The following is a 15,956-nucleotide window of genomic DNA, read 5'->3' as shown; positions in this document are numbered from 1 at the left end:
GGCGATGCGGCTTATTCCACCTTGGTCTTGTCCGCGTCATTCCGAAGCCCCGCCGTCATCGGGGCTGAGGAGACGTCAAAGCTGCAGTTGCGGTCAAGCAGTATCGCCGATCACTACATAACCGGCAGGTGCGGGAAAAAGCTCACGCTGTCTCGATGTCCGTCTTAGGAAAATCGTCTCCCTTGTACAGGAGCGGCATGCCCGCGTGCCGCGCGCAGGCGTAAGCAAAGCAGTCACCGAAATTCAAAGCCGCCGGATGTCGCGACTTACCATAAGCGTCATAGGCTTTGATAGCGAGGTGACGTACGGCGGGTTCCACTGGAACGATCTCTATTTCCGCGAGAATGACGAATTCTTCGACCGCTTCGGCAGCTTCCAGGATCGGCAGGTTCAACACACGCGCCACAGCGAGCGTTGTCTCCCATGTTGCGAGCGCCGAGGTGATCCGTTTGCCTCTCTTCTGCATACGCGCGAGCAGCTCGGGGCCATCTGCCTCACTGGTCAGGATGGCGGTCAAAGCGGAAGCATCGATGAACATCACTCTTCGCCGTAGAGGCCGTCGATAAAGCTCTTATCTGCAGACTGGCCTCCCGGCGCTGCGCGCGCACGCAAATTCTGGGCAAACTGCATCCCGCGTTCGACCAGACTGGCTTGCGCGCCTTCGCGCTCGAGCTCGTGAAGCAGCGCGCGGCGTACGGCCTCGGTTTTACTCACGCGATGAAGGGACGCCACACGTTCGGCGAGACGGTCCACCTCGATATCCTTCACATAGAGAGCCATCGCCTATCTCCTTAGGATATCCTATATCCTAGGAGTATATAAATGTCAATCCGCTAGGCGCTTCCGCTGACCCAGGAGAAGGAAAATCGATGCGGTGAGAGGATGAAGAACGCGCCATACGCGGTTGGCGCAGATCGCCGAACTGGTGGCCATGGTGCGACCGCTGCTGCGCGGCTGGAGCCGAATCTCTGCTCTTATTCGTCCCCCTCGGAATGAAATTCGTGCCACATGCCGTTGAGTATGCCGAAGCCGACGGCAAGGCCGAGTCCCAATATCCAGCTGAAATACCACATTTGAGCTCTTCCTTGCGTCAATAATAGTCGGGGTTGGTTCTGACCTGGTCGATGGTGATGCGGCCGAACAGCACCCTGTACACCCAGGCGGTGTAGAGCAGCACGATGGGCAGCAGCAGCAGCGTCGCGAGCAGCATGATGAACAGCGTGACGTGGCTCGACGATGCGTTCCAGACGGTCAGGCTCGACGCGGGATCGATCGAGCTCGGCAGGATGAAGGGGAACATCGAGAGCCCCACCGTGGAAATGATCCCGACGGTGCCGAGCGCAGATCCGCCGAAGGCCAGCGCCTCACGCCCGGCCCGAATGCCGATCAGCGCAAGCACCGGGCCGACGAAGCCGAGCAGCGGTGCCGCCAGCATCCAGGGATGGGCGCCGTAATTGTCGAGCCAGGCGCCGGGCGCCTCGACCGTGCCCGAGAGCAGCGGATTGGACGGCCCCAGCGGATCGCCGCCATGGGCCAGGCGATAGCCCATGCCCATCGTCGCCACCATTCCGCCGCCCAGCGCGAAGAGCAGGATCGAAGCAGCCGCGGCGATCTGGCCGAAACGGGCAGCGCGAGCGTGCACCGGGCCATGCTCGACCTTGATCGCCAGCCAACTCGCGCCATGGAGGACGAGCATGGCGACCGATAGCAGTCCGGCCACCAGCGAGAAGGGATGAAACAGGCCGAGCAGGCTGCCGAGATAATAAGAGCGCAGATCGCTGTCGAGGTGGAAAGGTATGCCGGTCAGCACGTTGCCGACCGCCACGCCGAACACCAGCGCCGGCACTAGCCCGCCGACGAACAGGGCCCAGTCCCATCGCGCGCGCCAGCCGGCATCCGGCCGTTTCGAGCGGTATTTGAACCCCACCGGCCGCAAGATCAACGCCGCAAGCACGAGAAACATGGCGAGATAGAAGCCGGAGAAGCTGACCGCATAGACGAACGGCCAGGCGGCGAAAATGGCGCCTCCGCCGAGGATCAACCAGACCTGGTTGCCTTCCCAGGTAGCGCCGATGGAGTTGATCACCAGCCGGCGCTCCTCGTCGCTCCGCGCCACGAAGGGCAGCAGCGCGGCGACGCCGAGATCGAAGCCGTCGGTAAGTGCGAACCCGATCAGCAGGACGCCGAGCAGCGCCCACCAGATCAGCCGCAGCGTCTCATAGTCGATGGGGGGTGTCATGATGCGGGCTCCTCATTCGGCCGGCAGCGGCGCATAGCCGTCGATGGTATGGGCGGAAGGCTGCGGGACATGGTCCTCGGGCCCCTTGCGGATCGCCAGCAGCATCAGGCGGACCTCGATCACAGCCAGCGTGCCGTAGAGCAGGGTGAAGCCGATGATCGTGGTCCACAGCTGCGGCACGGTCAGGCTGGATGCGCCCAGGAAGGTTGGCAGCACGCCGTCGATCGCCCAGGGTTGCCGCCCGATCTCGGCCAGGATCCAGCCGAACTCGATCGCGATCCAGGGCAGCGGCATCGCCCAGAGCGCGGCCCGCTGAAACCATCGCACGTCGAAGCGCTGGACGGTGGAGAAATAGAAGGCGGTCAGGAAGAAGGCGATGAACAGGAAGCCGAGGCCCGCCATCACCCGGAACACCCAGAACATCACCGGTACGTTGGGCACCGTGGTCCAGGCCGCCTGCTCGATCTGCTGCGGTGTCGCCGCGCGCGGATCAGAGACGAAGCGCTTGAGCAGCAGCGCATAGCCGAGATCGAGCTTGTGCCGCTCGAACGCCTCGCGCGCCACCAGGTCGTCGCGGTTCAGCTTGAGCTTCTCGACCGCGTCATAGGCGAGGATGCCGTTTTCGATCCGCCCCTGCGCCTTGGCGACGAGTTCCGATATGCCCGTCACCTCGCCCGTCAGGCTACGCGTCGCGATGAGACCGAGCACATAGGGGATCTTGACCTCATAGTCGGTCTTGCGCTCCTTGACGCTCGGAATGCCGAACAGGGCAATGCCGGCGGGCGCGGGCTCGGTGTGCCACATCGATTCCAGCGCGGCGAGCTTCATCTTCTGGTTATCGGTCAGCGTGTAGCCGCTCTCGTCGCCCAGCACGACGACCGACAGCGAGGATGCGAGGCCGAACGCCGCCGCGACGGTGAAGGACCGCTTGGCTACCGCCACCCATTTGCCGCGCAGCAGATACCAGGAGGAAACACCCAGCACGAACAGCGAGGCGCAGACATAGCCGGCGCTGACCGTATGGACGAACTTGGCCTGTGCCACCGGGTTGAACAGCACGGCCATGAAGTCGTTCACTTCCATCCGCATCGTCACGGGATTGAAGCGCGCGCCGGCCGGATGCTGCATCCAGCCGTTCGCGATCAGGATCCAGAGCGCCGACAGGTTGGAACCCAGCGCCACCATGAAGGTGGTGAAGAGATGCGCCTGCTTGGACAATTTGTCCCAGCCGAAGAACATCAGCCCGACGAATGTCGCTTCCAGGAAAAAGGCCATCAGCCCTTCGATCGCGAGCGGCGCGCCGAAGATGTCGCCGACATAGTGCGAATAATAGGACCAGTTGGTGCCGAACTGGAATTCCATCGTGATGCCGGTCGCGACGCCGAGCACGAAGTTGATCCCGAAGATCTTGGCCCAGAAACGCGTGACGGTCCGCCAGATCTCGCGCCCGGTCATCACATAGATGCTCTCCATGATGACGAGCAGGAAGGAGAGTCCCAGCGTGAGCGGCACGAAAAGGAAATGATACAGCGCCGTGAGCGCGAACTGCAGGCGCGAGAGTTCTATGACAGCCATATCCACCATGGCGGTACCCCCGTTCGATCGATAGAGGAGTCGATGGGCTCGGTCAGGTTCGGCTATTGCCTGGGCTTATAGAGTTACGGGTACGAAACAGGCAAGGCATGCGGGCTTTCGAATGAGCGGGACACGAGCTTCCCTCCTCTGGGTCGCCGATGGAGCAGGCGCCATCGGCATTGCGCTGGCGCTCGCATTGGCGGTTTCCGATCCGGCGGCAAATCGGGGTTTCTACGTATCCGCCCTGATCCTGCTGGTCGCTTCGGGCGCGCTGCGCGCCTGGGTGCAGACCGCGGCCGCGACGACGGGCAGCCGCAGCGCCGCCGCTGCCAAGGCGGCACGGCGGCCGATCGTCCTGGCGGCACTGCTCGGCGTTGCACCCGGATCGCGTCGCCTGCTCGGCGAGCAGGTGGCGGACGCGACCGATCGGCTGGAGGATATGGACGGCTATCATGCCCGGTTCCGGCCGCTGCGCACCGCGGCGGTGGCGACGCCGCTGCTCGTTGCTGCGGCCGCGGCCTTCGCGAGCCCGATCGGCGCGGGCATATTACTGGCGACGCTGCTGCCCTTCGCGATCGGCATGGCGCTGGCCGGCAGCACCGCCGGGCGCGCCGCGGCGGCGCAGCTCGAGGTGCTGAGCCGTCTTTCGGGCCTGTTCATCGATCGCGTCCGGGCGCTGCCGGTGATCGTCGGCTTCGGCGCCGAGGATCGGATCACCCGCCAGCTCGCCGAGACGACGCGCGAAGTGGCTCTGCGCACCATCGCCGTGTTGCGCGTCGCCTTCCTGTCGGGCGCGATCCTCGAATTCTTCGCGGCGCTCTCAGTGGCGCTCGTCGCGGTCTATTGCGGCTTCAACCTCCTTGGCCTCCTACCCTTTCCGGTGCCCGAGCGGCTGGATCTCGCGCGCGCCCTCTTCGTGCTCGTGCTCGCGCCGGAATTCTATCTGCCGATGCGCCGCCTTGCCGCCGCCTATCATGACAAGCAGGTCGGGGAAGCCGCGATCGAGCGGTTGGACGCCCTGGCCGCCACGGCCGAACCCGAACGCGCGGCGGACGCGGTTATGCTCGCCCGGCCGCCCGCCATCCGCTTCGAAGCGGTGGTGATCGATTATGGCGAGCGGCGCATCGGCCCGTTCACGCTGGACATAGCCGCCGGCCGTGCGACCGCGCTGTCCGGTGCGACCGGTACGGGAAAATCGAGCCTCCTGCATGCGCTGCTCGGCCTCGCACCGGTCGCGGAGGGACGCATATGGATCGACGGCCAGCCGCTCGCCGCAGGCGGGCTCGGCGGCGCGGTCAGCTGGGCAGGCCAGGCGATCGCGCTGGTGCCCGGCACATTGGCCGGCAATATCGGCATCGCCCGGCCGGACGCGGATCGCGCGGCGATCGCGGAGGCCGCCGAACGGGCTGGTCTCGGGCCGCTGATCGCCGCACGCGACGGTGGGCTCGATCTGCCGATCGATGCGACCGGATCCGGCCTTTCCGGCGGCGAACGGCGGCGCATCGGCATCGCCAGGGCACTGCTGCGCGACGCGCCGCTCTGGCTGCTCGACGAGCCGACCGCGGATCTCGACGAGGCATCGGCGGCTACGCTGACCGAGGCCGTGCTGCAGGCGGGGCGCGGCCGGACGCTGCTGTTCGTCACCCACAGCGCCGCGGCCGCGGCACGCGCCGACGCGCGGGAGGTGCTGGCATGACGGCACTCGATCGCCTGCTCGGCCGGATCGCAGCGCCCTATCGCGCCACCCGCCTCGCCGCCACCCTGTGCGCAGCGGCGACGGCGGTTTCCGGTACCCTGCTGCTCGGCCTGGCCGGGTGGTTCATCGCGGGTGCCGCGATCGCGGGTGTTGCCGGCATCGCGGCGGTACAGGGCTTCAACTATCTGCTGCCGAGCGCGGGCATCCGGCTGCTCGCGATCCTGCGCACGCTGGGGCGCTATGGCGAGCGGTTACTCGGGCATCGCGCCGCGCTGCTGGTGCTTGCCGACCTGCGCGTCGCGCTGTTCGAACAGCTGGTGCGGCGCCCGCTCGGTGCGGGCGAGCGCACCTCCGGCGAGGCCGCGGCGCTGCTGATCCAGGACGTGCAGGCGATCGAGGACCGCTTCGTCCGGGCACCGGCGCAGGCGGCCGCGCTCTGCGGGATCGGCGCCGCGCTGCTGCTGACCTTGCTCGCCGGCACCGCCGCCACGATCGCGCTCGCCGCCATTCTCGCCGCCACCGCGGCGGCCGCATGGACGGCGGCGCGGCGCTGGCTGCCGGGTCCCGCCGCCGATGTGCAGCGGCAGATCGCAGAACTGAAGCATGAGCTCGTCGAATATGCCGCGGCCTCGCCCGAGATCGCGGCCTATGGGCTGACCGCCTCGATCAATGCCGGCTTGGCCGAGCAGGCGGCGCGGCTCGATGCCGCCCGGCTCGCCTTCGCGCGCGGTGAAGCGCGGCTGGCCGCGCTCGGCCTCGCGGCAAGCGGGATCGCCATGGCGGCAGTGATCGCGCTGTCGCACGGATCGTTGCCGATCACCCTGCTTGCGGTGCTGGCCGCGGCGGGCGCCAGCGAGGCACTCGGCGCGCTGATCCGGTCGTTCGGGCGCGATGCGGTGATCGCGGCGGGACTCGCACGGCTGGAGCAACTCGCCCAAGCGAACGATAGGAAGCAGGCGGCGCCGGCAAGGCCGGCCGGCGAGAGGCTGACGCTTCCCGGTACGCCGCAGGTCACGCTCGCCGCCGGCGAACGCCTGGCGATCACCGGGCGCTCCGGCATCGGCAAGACACGTCTCGTCGAAACGCTCGCAGGATGGCGCGACACGCCCGACCCTGCCCTTCTGATCGACGGCCAACCGCTCGATGCCTGGCCGCCCGAGGCCCGCCGATCGCTCTTCGCCCTGTCTCCCCAGAATGCCGCGATGATCGGCGGCACCATCGCCGACAATCTGCGCCTCGCCCGCCCCGGCCTTGCGGGCGAGGCGCTGTGGCGCGCGCTCGAAGCCGCCTGTCTTGCCGAGGAGGTACGCGCGATGCCGGACGGTCTCTCGACCTGGATCGGGGACAGCGGCGCACGCCTATCCGGCGGCCAGCGCAAGCGGCTGTCGATCGCCCGCGCGCTGCTCGCCGGCCGACGCTGGCTGCTCCTGGACGAGCCGAGCGAAGGCCTGGATCCGGAGACCGAAGCCGAATTGTGCAGGCGGCTCGCGCTCTGGCTGGATGCCGAGGGATGCGGCCTGATCCTCGTCACCCATCGCCCCGCCATGCTCCCGCTGGCCGCAACGCAGCTGCAGATGGAAGGCTGACTTTCGACAGCGACCCGTCCCTTGGCGCGCAGACCCGTGCCCGTCGAGCCTACAGCAACACCGCCCGATAAATGGCGATCTCGTCGCGCAGCGCCTCCCGTGCTTCGGCCCGCGCGAAGATCCGGTCGAGCACGTCGAACCCCTCGACGATCTCCCCGAACGCCGCGAAGCCGAGGCCATCGGGCTGGCGCGCGCCGCCATGGTCCAGCTCGGGCTCGTCGCGCCGGCACAGGAAGAAGCCGTGATAGACCGCCCCCGGCGCGAAACGGCTCAGCGAGATACTGCCGCGCCGATGCCGAAGACCGGTCCGCAGCGTGGATTCATGTTCGAGACTGGGGCATGTCGGCTCGGCCGGCTGGCGCACCCCGCCCTGCACGATCTCGATCGGCACGCTCTGCTCCGGATCCTGGTTGGCGAGCGTGACGACGCGATAGAAGCTCGTGCCGTCATAGCGCCCGCTCGCCACGTCACGCAGGAAATAGGTCCCAGTCGCCGGCGCCCGCACCTGCTCGACCGCGATGATCATGTCGCCCAGCGCCGTCGAAAGACGGACGCGGGGATGGTCTTCGCCGGACATGGTCACGCGGGCAGAAGGGTCTTGTGAATGACGCCGCCCTTCATCACCAGGGCGATGCGCTGCGGATCGGCAAGCAGGGTGACGTCCTCCAGCGGATTGCCGTCCACCACCAGCAGATCGGCGAGACAGCCCGCGCGTACCGCGCCGAGCGCATCGGCATGGCCGAGCAGCGCTGCATTCACCGAGGTGGCGGAGCGCAGGATCTCGATCGCGGGCTGCACGGCGCGGCGCAGGCGGAACTCGTCCGCCTGATGCGTCATCAGCGGACCGAGCAGGTCCGTGCCGAAGCCGATGCGCGCCTTCGCCGCCTGCAGCATGTCGAGCGAGGCGAGCGCATGGCGTTCGACCTCGATCGTCTTGGCGACGCCGACCGGCGGCAGGCCGAGCGCCGCGCCTTCGTCGACCAGCTTGCGCAGGGTGACGAGCGTCGGAACGGCATAGACGTCGTCGGCCGCACCGATCGCATCGGCTGCCTCGCGGGTCAGGATCGTGGCATGCTCGATAGAGCGGACGCCGTTGCGGATGCAGCGCAGCGCCGCATCCGCGGTATGGGCATGCGCCATCACATAGGTGCGCCGGGTCGCCGCCTCCTGCACCGCGGCCTGCAGCTCCTCGTCGCAATATTGCGCCATCCAGTAAGGATCCGAAGGCGACGCGACCCCGCCCGACAGGAACAGCTTGATCTGCGTGGCACCGAGGCGAAGCTGCTCGCGGGCGGCCTTGCGAACCTCATCGACGCCGTCCGCCAGGGTGGTCAGCGATCCGCAATAGGCGCAGCCGCATTCCGGGCCGGTGCCGCGCATGTCGCCATGGCCGCCGGTCTGGCTGAGCGCCAGGCCCGAATAGAAGAAGCGCGGCCCGCGGATCAGTCCGCGCTCTATCCCCATCGCCAGCGCGATGTCGCCGCCGGCCGCGTCGCGCACCGTGGTAAAGCCGCGTTGCAGCGCATCCTCCAGCGCCTTGCGCGCATAAAGGGCGCGCAGCTCCGGCCGGGTGCGATCGAGCACGCCGAGATTCACCTCGGCCGCATAGGCGTGGAAATGCGCATCGATCAGCCCCGGCATCACGGTGCGGCCCGCAACGTCGATCACCGTCGCCGCGGCGCTGGTCGCCGGCCGGTCGTGGATCTCCGCGATGCGGCCGTCGCGGATCACCAGCGTCCGATCGGGCAACAGTTCGGGCGATGCACCGTCAAAGACGGTGCAGTTTGTCAGGATCATGGTCATGATGAAAGGATTCCGGTCAGTCCCCGAGGCCGCCATAATGGCGCTCGATCTGCTCGGCCGTCAGGAAGCCGTTGCGCAGATCCTCGCGTAGCGCCGCCTTGCAGCGTCGCTTGGGATCGCCCCAGCCACCGCCGGTGGCAGTGATCATGCGCACCACGTCCCCTTTGGCAACCTTCGCGCCCGTCACCTTGCCGTGCACCTCATGGCTGCCGTCGGCCCGGATGATGTCGAGATGGTTGGGCGATCCGTCGCTGCCCCCGGCCATGCCCCAGGCCGGATATTTGAAGCGGCCGAAGCTCCCGGTGACCGCGAAATCGTCGGTGCGCATCCGATAATCGAGAACGACGCCCTTGCCGCCGCGATGCTCGCCATGCCCGCCATCCTCGGTGTGGAAGGCATATTGGTCGACGAGCACGCCGTAGCGCGCCTCGGTGATCTCGATCGGCACATTATAGGTCTCGCCATCGGCCGCGGCGAACTGGCCGGACTGGCCGTCGCGCCCGTCGCCACCGCCCCAGCCGCCGACGAGCGGCTGGACCAGGATCGTGCTCTTGCCGGTGTCGGCATGGCTTCCAGCGAAGACCACCGAGCAGACCGACAGCATATGGCCGGCCCCCAGCCGCTCGGGCACATGCGGCGCGAGCGCGCGCCAGATCAGGTCGACCGCATACATCAGCGTCTCCCAATAGGTGGAGACGGGTGCGGGCCGCTCGGCCGTGAACACCGTGCGGTCCGGGCAGACGATCTCTATCGGGCGGAAGGATCCGCTGTTCGCTGGCACCTGCGGATTGGTGATCGCCTTGAAGATCAGCCGCACGGCCGATGTCAGGCCGGTCCGCGAATTGTTGATCGGCCCCATCGTCTGCGGCGCGCTGCCGGTGAAATCGGCGACGAACTTGTCGTCGGTGATCGTGATCTTCACCATCACCTTGAGCGGCGTGTCGCCAAGCCCGTCGTCATCGATCAGATCCTCGGCGAAGAACTCGCCCTTGGGCAGGCCGGCCAGCTCGTGCTTGACCATCGCCTCGCCATAGTCGAGCAGTTCCTCCTTGGCGGTCAGCACCGCCTCATGCCCATATTTGTCGAACAGTTCGCGCACGCGGCGCTCGGCCACGCCATTGGCCGCGACCCCGGCCCACATGTCGCCGACGCTCTCCTGCGGCACGCGAATATTGGCGATGATGATGTCGAGAATATCCTGGCGCAGCACACCCTGATCGATGATCTTGCAGATCGGCATCTGGATGCCTTCCTGGAAGATCTCTGTCGCGTTGGTGGAGAAGCTGCCGGGAACGGCGCCGCCGACATCCAGCCAATGCGCCTTGTTGACCGCGAAGGCGACGAGCGTGTCGTCATGGAAGATCGGCGTGGCGAGGCCGAAGTCCGAAAGATGGGTGCCGCCGCCGCGATAGGGATCGTTGCCGATGAAGACGTCTCCCGGCCGGATCGCATTGCCGAATTTCTCGAGTATGTCGTGCACGAAGCTGTCGATCATCGCCAGCAGCACGGTGGTGCCCTGCCCCTGCGCGATCAGCTCGCCGCGCGCGTCGGTGATGCCGACGGAGAAGTCCAGCGCCTCGTAGATGATCGGGCTCATGCTGGTGCGAGCCATGGTCTGGAACATCTCGTCGCCGATCGCGACGAGCGCGTTCTTGATGATTTCCAGCGTGTACGGATCGGTCTTCATCGCTCTTCTTTCCCTCACGCGTTCATATGGACGTGGAGATTGCCATAATCGTCCACCGCCACCGTCCGTCCCGGCGTCACCACCAAAGTGGCCGCCGCTTCCTCGACGATGCACGGCCCGGCAAAGCGCATGCCCGGCTCCAGCCGGTCGCGATCGTAGATCCTCGCCTCATGCACGCCATGTTCGTCGAAATCGACGGTGCGCAGGCCGGACATCGCGTCGTCCGGCGTGCGGCCGGTGACGGGCAGCTTCTCCGGATCATGCTTGGGCACGTCACCCAGCGCCACGACGTGGAAATTGACGATCTCCACCGGAAGCTGGAGGCGGAAGGTATATTCGCGCTCGTGCGTCACATGGAAACGCTCGATCGCGGCCGCCAGCACGGCCGCGTCGAAGCCGCCATCCGGCAGCTCGACCTTCACGCTGTGTTCCTGGCCGAGATAGCGCATGTCGGCATAGCGCTGCACGCGCAGCGCGAGATCGCCCGATCCGGCCTCGTCGGCGAAACTGGCGCGCGCCGTGCCTTCCATGGCTGCGAATATCTCCTCGATCCGCGCGGCATTCTCTCCCGCGAGCAGCACCACCTGGGTGCGCACGAAATCGCGGCGCAGGTCAGTCATCAGCATGCCCCAGGCGGAGAAGACCGACGAGTTCACCGGGATGATCACCTTGGGCATCTGCAGCTCCTCGGCGAGCATCACCGCGTGCATCGCGCCGCCGCCGCCATAGGCGACCAGGGTGAAGTCGCGCGGATCATGGCCCTTGTTGAGCGAGACCAGCTTCAGCGCATTGACCATATTGGCATTGGCGATGCGGATGATGCCCCGCGCCACCGAGCCGATGTCGCCGTCCAGCCGGTCGACCAGCGGGGCGAAGGCGCGATGGACGTTGTCCAGGTCCGGCGTGATCTCGCCGCCCAGGAAGTTGGCGGGATTGATCCGGCCGGTGACGAGATTGGCGTCGGTGGTCGTCGGCCGCGTCCCGCCGCGCCCATAAGCCGCGGGGCCCGGCGAGGCACCGGCGCTTTCCGGGCCGACATAGAGGCGGCCGCCGGCATCGATGCCGGCGATCGAGCCGCCGCCATTGCCGATCTCGACGATCTCGATCACCGGCGTCCGGATCGGATAGCCCGGATTGGTACGCGACCATTCGATCCGATATTCGGTGGTGATCCGCGTCTGGGCATTCTCGATCAGCGAGCATTTGGCGGTGGTGCCGCCGATATCCAACGCGATGATCTTGTCCTCGCCGAGCAGCGTGCCGAGAGCCGCGGCGCCGAGCACACCGCTCGCCGGCCCGGATTCCACCATCGCGATCGGATTGCGGATCGCGCCCTCCACCGTGTCGATGCCGCCGTTCGACTGCATGATATAGGGCGCATGGCCATAGCCCGCGGCATCGAGGCTGGTCTGCAGCGTGCGCAGGTAACGCTTGGCGGCGGGATGGACATAGGCGGTCAGCACCGCCGTCGAGGTCCGCTCATATTCGCGCCATTCGCGCGAAATCTCGTGGCTGGCGATCACCGAGACATTCGGCCAGGCGGCACGGATATAGTCGCGCGCGGCGATCTCATTGGCCGGCGAGACATAGGCGTGGAGGAAACACAGGGCGATCGCCTCCACCCCTTCCGCCCTGAAATCGGCCAGGATCGGATCCAGCGTCGCGGGATCGAGCACGGTCAGCACCTCGCCCAGATAGGTGCTGCGTTCGTCCACCTCGCGCCGCAGATAGCGCGGCACGAACGGCTCGGGCTTCTTGAAGGCGAGGTTGAACAGGTCGGGGCGGTTGCCGCGCGCGATCTCCAGCACGTCGCGAAAACCCTTGGTCGTGATCAGCCCGGTCTTCGCGCCCTTGCGCGACAGCAGCGCGTTGATCACCACCGTCGTGCCGTGCGCGAAGAAGTCGAACGCCGCGGGATCGAGCCCGGCCTTGGCGATCGCGTTCATCACGCCTTCGTCGAATTGCGGATAGGTGGTGTCGGTCTTGGCGGTGCGCAGGCCGACGACGCGGCCGCTCTGCTTGTCGACGTCGTAGCACACCAGATCGGTGAAGGTGCCGCCGACGTCCGTTGCCACTCGCATGCTGATACTCCCCAGAATGAGCGCGCCGTATCAGGCGCCGCCGACCGTCACCGTGAAGATGCGGGTATCGGCCAGGACATGGAAGAAATGGGATTCGCCGGCCGGGACGACCACGGCGTCGCCGGCCTCGATCCGTCGCCGCTCGCCGCCGCTTTCGAGGTCGAACGCCCCGCTGAGGACGAGTGAGATCTCGATCTCGTCATGCTGGCTCCGTCCTTCCTCGGGAACGCGGAGGCCAGCCGCGAAGGACGAGACGAGCATGCGGCAAGCCGCGCCGCCGGGCGCCGCCAGTTGGCGGATCGAGTCCGCGTCGAGGATGGCAGGGAAGACGTTCACGCCGGATCGTCCCCCTCGGCCGCTGCGGGAAACAGCACCGGTGTTCCCACCCAGAGCACGCGCACCGGCTCGGTGCCGCGATTCTGCATCGTGTAGCTGTGCCGCGTGTCGAAGTGGAGATTGTCGCCGGGCCCGAGGTCGAAGCTCTCCTGGCCCACTTCGAAATGCAGCTCACCCTCCAGCATGTAGTAGAAGGATTCGCCGTCGCGGTGGACGCGCGGGAAGATCGGCCCCGGCGGAATGACGAAGATGAAGCTATCCATCTTCTGATTGGTATGGCCGGCGCTCAGGCGGATATAGGTCACCGGGGAATCGATCGGATAATATTCCGGTTCCACCGCGCGGTGGATGATGTTGTTGGTCTGGGGCGGCGTCAGGAAATAGCTGAGATCGATTTCCAGCGCCTGAGCGAGGCGCGAGAGCGAGACGATGGAGGGGGTCGCCTTGCCGCGCTCGGCGAGCGAGATGAAGGATACGGACAGGCCGGACCTGAGGGCCACCTCGTTGAGGGTCAGGCGCAATTTCTTCCGCCGGTCCCGCAGCAAGGCACCGAACGACATCATCGGATCGCTCGCCGGCACCGCAACGCTTGCCTTGGTCATTCTCTCCTGTTCCTCCATTGCTCCGTCCCGCGCCTCTCAGGCACTTAGAAAGTCTTCGAAATATCGATGCCGTAGCTGCGTGGCCGCGCCTGGAAATTATAGTCGGGCACGACGACCTTATCGTAATATTTCTTGTTCGTCAGGTTCTTGCCCCAAAGCGAAGCGCTCCAGCCGCTCGCGAGGCTGAGCTTGATCTGGCCGTCGAACAGATTCAGCGGATCGCGGATCGGCACGCCGATCGCCGTGCCGCCCTCGTGGAAATAGGTCTTGCCGAGATGTTCCCAGTTACCGCGGATCAGCAGGTCCATGCCGCCCAGATCCTGGGTATATTGCAGGGCGAGATTGGTCTTGAACTTGGTGGTGTTGGGCAGCTGATTGCCGACGGTTGTCGGATTGGCCGTATATTTCCGGATCTTCGCGTCCGTATAGCCCAGTCCGCCGAACAGCGCGAACCCGTAGGGAAGCTTTGCCTGGGCTTCGAACTCGAGGCCCTTGATACGCGCCTTGTCGATATTGTTGACGACCTGCGCGTTCACCGACCCGTTGAAGTTGAAGACCTGCAGATTGTTCGCATCGGTTTGGAACAGGGCACCGCTCAGCGAAAGGCGGCGATCGAGCATCTGGCTCTTGAAGCCGATCTCATAGGTTTCGGACACCTCCTTCTTGAAGATCGGATCGGCGATCTTAGCCCCGGTATAAGGATCCAGCTCGGTGCCGGCCGCATTGAATCCGCCCGACCGGAAGCCCTTGGCATAATTCGCGTAGAAGGACAGCGTGCGCAGCGGCCGATAGTTGATCGTGAACTTGGGCTGCCAGGAGTCGAAGGACTGCTTGCGCGTACGCGGGCCCGTGATCGGCCGGCCAAGACCATCCAGCCTGTAGATGTCGGGCCGCGGATCGGTCTGTTGGCGATGATCCGAATCGTAGCGCATCGCAGCCGAAATCTCGATCGACCGGGTCACATCATAATTGACCTGCGCAAAGGCGGCATAGGCCTTGTCGTTGTTATGCTCCTGGAAATAGGCGCGGGTCTGGTTCGGCGTCGACGGATCGAAATCCAGCTCGGGAATGATACCGAAGCCCTTATCCTCCTGCGTCGCGGTCACCAGGTCGCGCTTGCGCTGCAGGAAATACAGACCCGCAATATAGCGCAGCGGTTGGTTGGACGGGCTGGTGAAGCGCAGTTCCTGGCTGAAATTGCGTTGCCGGTAGCGCTGGAATGTCGTGTTGAACGGCGCCGTATAGAAGGGCGTCCCGCCATTGAGGCCGCCTAACGTGATCTCCGGATTGGCGCAAGCATAGGGCGTCGACAGCGGCGAGGTCAGCTCGAAGCAATTCTGGTTGTTCGAATAGTCGTAACCGTCGAACGTCGTCAGAAGATCGATCGCATCATAGGCGGTGATCGAGGAAAGGACGCCCGCACCGGTATCGTAATCGGCCTTGAACGAAATATCCTTGAGCAGGCGCTTGTTGTAGCCGAGATTGTTCGAAGTCGGCGCGATCACCGTGTTCGCGACGCCATGGGCATCTGAAATCACGATGCCGTTGAGATTGGCGTTGCTCGATCGCACAAAATAGGCCGCACCGCCCGTGACGCGGCCATAATGGCCGCGCAGGTCGAAGGTGAGGCTGTCGGTCGGCTTGAAGATCAGCTTGAGATCCGCGCCGATATTCCGGAAATTGTCGACCTTCTTGTCGAGGAAGGTGTTGGTGATCCATCCATCGGCATCGCGATAGGAAACGCCGGCGCGGAACAGCAGCTTGTCCTTGATGATCGGCCCGGACACCGATCCTTCCGCGCGGGTGAAATTGCCGTTTCCATAACCGACCACGACGCGGCCTTCATAATCGTTCGTAACGGGCTTGGTGGTGATGTTGATCGCGCCGGCGATCGCGTTGCGTCCGTAGAGCGCGCCTTGCGGGCCCTTCAGCACCTCGATCTGCTGGATATCGAACATTTCCTCGTTGAACTGGAAGGCGCTGGTCTGCAGCACGCCGTCGACCGAGATCGCAACCGGCGTTTCGCCGTTTGGTACCTGGCTGATGCCGCGAACCGTGAGATAGGTGGTCCCGGCGTCCTGCGCCGTCGAAAAGGTGACGTTCGGCGTCAGTGCGACGAAGTCTCCAGGGCGTTCGATCTTGGCATCCTCTATCTGCTTCGATCCGAATACGCTGATCGATGCCGGAACATTCTGAAGATTTTCCGATCTCATCCGGGCTGTAACGATGATGTCAGCGGGATTTTCATCCTTCTGCGCGAGATCCTGTGCCAATGCCGGAACCGATACACCGCATAACAGAATGGATGCGATGACGCTGGATATGAATCCTTGCTGCATGTCAGCCACGAC

The 15,956-nt window shown here is 65.5% G+C and carries 14 protein-coding genes; 2 read left to right on the top strand and 12 right to left on the bottom strand.

The genetic code is table 11. The annotated features are described in order from the left end of the window. Nucleotides 1–142 precede the first annotated feature (142 nt). The 5 genes from GQY20_RS15820 to GQY20_RS15800 all read right to left on the bottom strand — a co-directional run bounded on the left by GQY20_RS15820 (nucleotide 143) and on the right by GQY20_RS15800 (nucleotide 3,820). A complete protein-coding gene (locus GQY20_RS15820) occupies nucleotides 143–538 on the bottom strand; it encodes a type II toxin-antitoxin system VapC family toxin (RefSeq protein WP_157218073.1) in 396 nt (131 codons plus the stop codon). Next, entirely contained in the window at nucleotides 538–780 is a 243-nt protein-coding gene (locus GQY20_RS15815; RefSeq protein ID WP_157218072.1) for a type II toxin-antitoxin system VapB family antitoxin, read from the bottom strand. Before GQY20_RS15815 ends, GQY20_RS15820 begins: the two co-directional genes overlap by 1 nt. Before the next feature lie 194 nt (nucleotides 781–974). Beyond that, nucleotides 975–1,073, bottom strand: a complete 99-nt coding sequence (gene cydX, locus GQY20_RS15810; RefSeq protein WP_157218071.1) for a cytochrome bd-I oxidase subunit CydX — start codon at nucleotides 1,071–1,073, stop codon at nucleotides 975–977. Nucleotides 1,074–1,090: 17 nt separating this feature from the next. Continuing rightward, nucleotides 1,091–2,239, bottom strand: coding sequence for a cytochrome d ubiquinol oxidase subunit II (gene cydB / locus GQY20_RS15805; RefSeq protein ID WP_157218070.1), 1,149 nt, complete (start codon nucleotides 2,237–2,239; stop codon nucleotides 1,091–1,093). A 12-nt stretch (nucleotides 2,240–2,251) separates the two neighbouring features. Beyond that, entirely contained in the window at nucleotides 2,252–3,820 is a 1,569-nt protein-coding gene (locus GQY20_RS15800) for a cytochrome ubiquinol oxidase subunit I (RefSeq protein WP_198351019.1), read from the bottom strand. 115 nt (nucleotides 3,821–3,935) lie between these two features. Between GQY20_RS15800 and cydD the strand changes: the two genes are divergently transcribed. Next, nucleotides 3,936–5,510, top strand: a complete 1,575-nt coding sequence (gene cydD, locus GQY20_RS15795; RefSeq protein WP_157218068.1) for a thiol reductant ABC exporter subunit CydD — start codon at nucleotides 3,936–3,938, stop codon at nucleotides 5,508–5,510. Further along, the gene (locus tag GQY20_RS15790) at nucleotides 5,507–7,096 is read left to right on the top strand and encodes an ATP-binding cassette domain-containing protein (protein WP_157218067.1); all 1,590 of its coding nucleotides are present in this window, start codon (nucleotides 5,507–5,509) and stop codon (nucleotides 7,094–7,096) included. Before cydD ends, GQY20_RS15790 begins: the two co-directional genes overlap by 4 nt. Before the next feature lie 49 nt (nucleotides 7,097–7,145). On the opposite strand, the gene GQY20_RS15785 is transcribed toward GQY20_RS15790, so the two are convergent. Genes GQY20_RS15785 through GQY20_RS15755 form a run of 7 tightly spaced genes read right to left on the bottom strand, consistent with a single transcriptional unit; the run spans nucleotide 7,146 to nucleotide 15,818 of the window. Then, nucleotides 7,146–7,673, bottom strand: coding sequence for a peptidylprolyl isomerase (locus tag GQY20_RS15785; protein WP_157218066.1), 528 nt, complete (start codon nucleotides 7,671–7,673; stop codon nucleotides 7,146–7,148). A 2-nt stretch (nucleotides 7,674–7,675) separates the two neighbouring features. Continuing rightward, on the bottom strand, nucleotides 7,676–8,899 hold the full coding sequence (locus tag GQY20_RS15780) for a metal-dependent hydrolase family protein (RefSeq protein WP_157218065.1): 1,224 nt from the start codon (nucleotides 8,897–8,899) through the stop codon (nucleotides 7,676–7,678). Nucleotides 8,900–8,915: 16 nt separating this feature from the next. After that, on the bottom strand, nucleotides 8,916–10,586 hold the full coding sequence (locus GQY20_RS15775; RefSeq protein WP_157218064.1) for a hydantoinase B/oxoprolinase family protein: 1,671 nt from the start codon (nucleotides 10,584–10,586) through the stop codon (nucleotides 8,916–8,918). Between the two features lie 14 nt (nucleotides 10,587–10,600). Then, nucleotides 10,601–12,667: a hydantoinase/oxoprolinase family protein gene (locus GQY20_RS15770; RefSeq protein WP_157218063.1), complete on the bottom strand. Its 2,067-nt coding sequence runs from the start codon at nucleotides 12,665–12,667 to the stop codon at nucleotides 10,601–10,603. Nucleotides 12,668–12,697: 30 nt separating this feature from the next. Further along, nucleotides 12,698–13,003, bottom strand: a complete 306-nt coding sequence (locus GQY20_RS15765; protein WP_232476076.1) for a cupin domain-containing protein — start codon at nucleotides 13,001–13,003, stop codon at nucleotides 12,698–12,700. After that, on the bottom strand, nucleotides 13,000–13,605 hold the full coding sequence (locus GQY20_RS15760) for a helix-turn-helix domain-containing protein (RefSeq protein ID WP_157218062.1): 606 nt from the start codon (nucleotides 13,603–13,605) through the stop codon (nucleotides 13,000–13,002). The genes GQY20_RS15765 and GQY20_RS15760 overlap by 4 nt, the downstream gene beginning before the upstream one ends. A 44-nt stretch (nucleotides 13,606–13,649) precedes the next feature. After that, nucleotides 13,650–15,818, bottom strand: coding sequence for a TonB-dependent receptor (locus GQY20_RS15755; RefSeq protein ID WP_232476075.1), 2,169 nt, complete (start codon nucleotides 15,816–15,818; stop codon nucleotides 13,650–13,652). Nucleotides 15,819–15,956: the final 138 nt, after the last annotated feature.

It is taken from the genome of Flavisphingomonas formosensis (assembly GCF_009755815.1).
Classification (GTDB): Bacteria; Pseudomonadota; Alphaproteobacteria; order Sphingomonadales; family Sphingomonadaceae; genus Flavisphingomonas; species Flavisphingomonas formosensis.
Note: the sequence above shows the minus strand (reverse complement) of the source record. Positions and strands in the feature narration are given on the sequence as shown.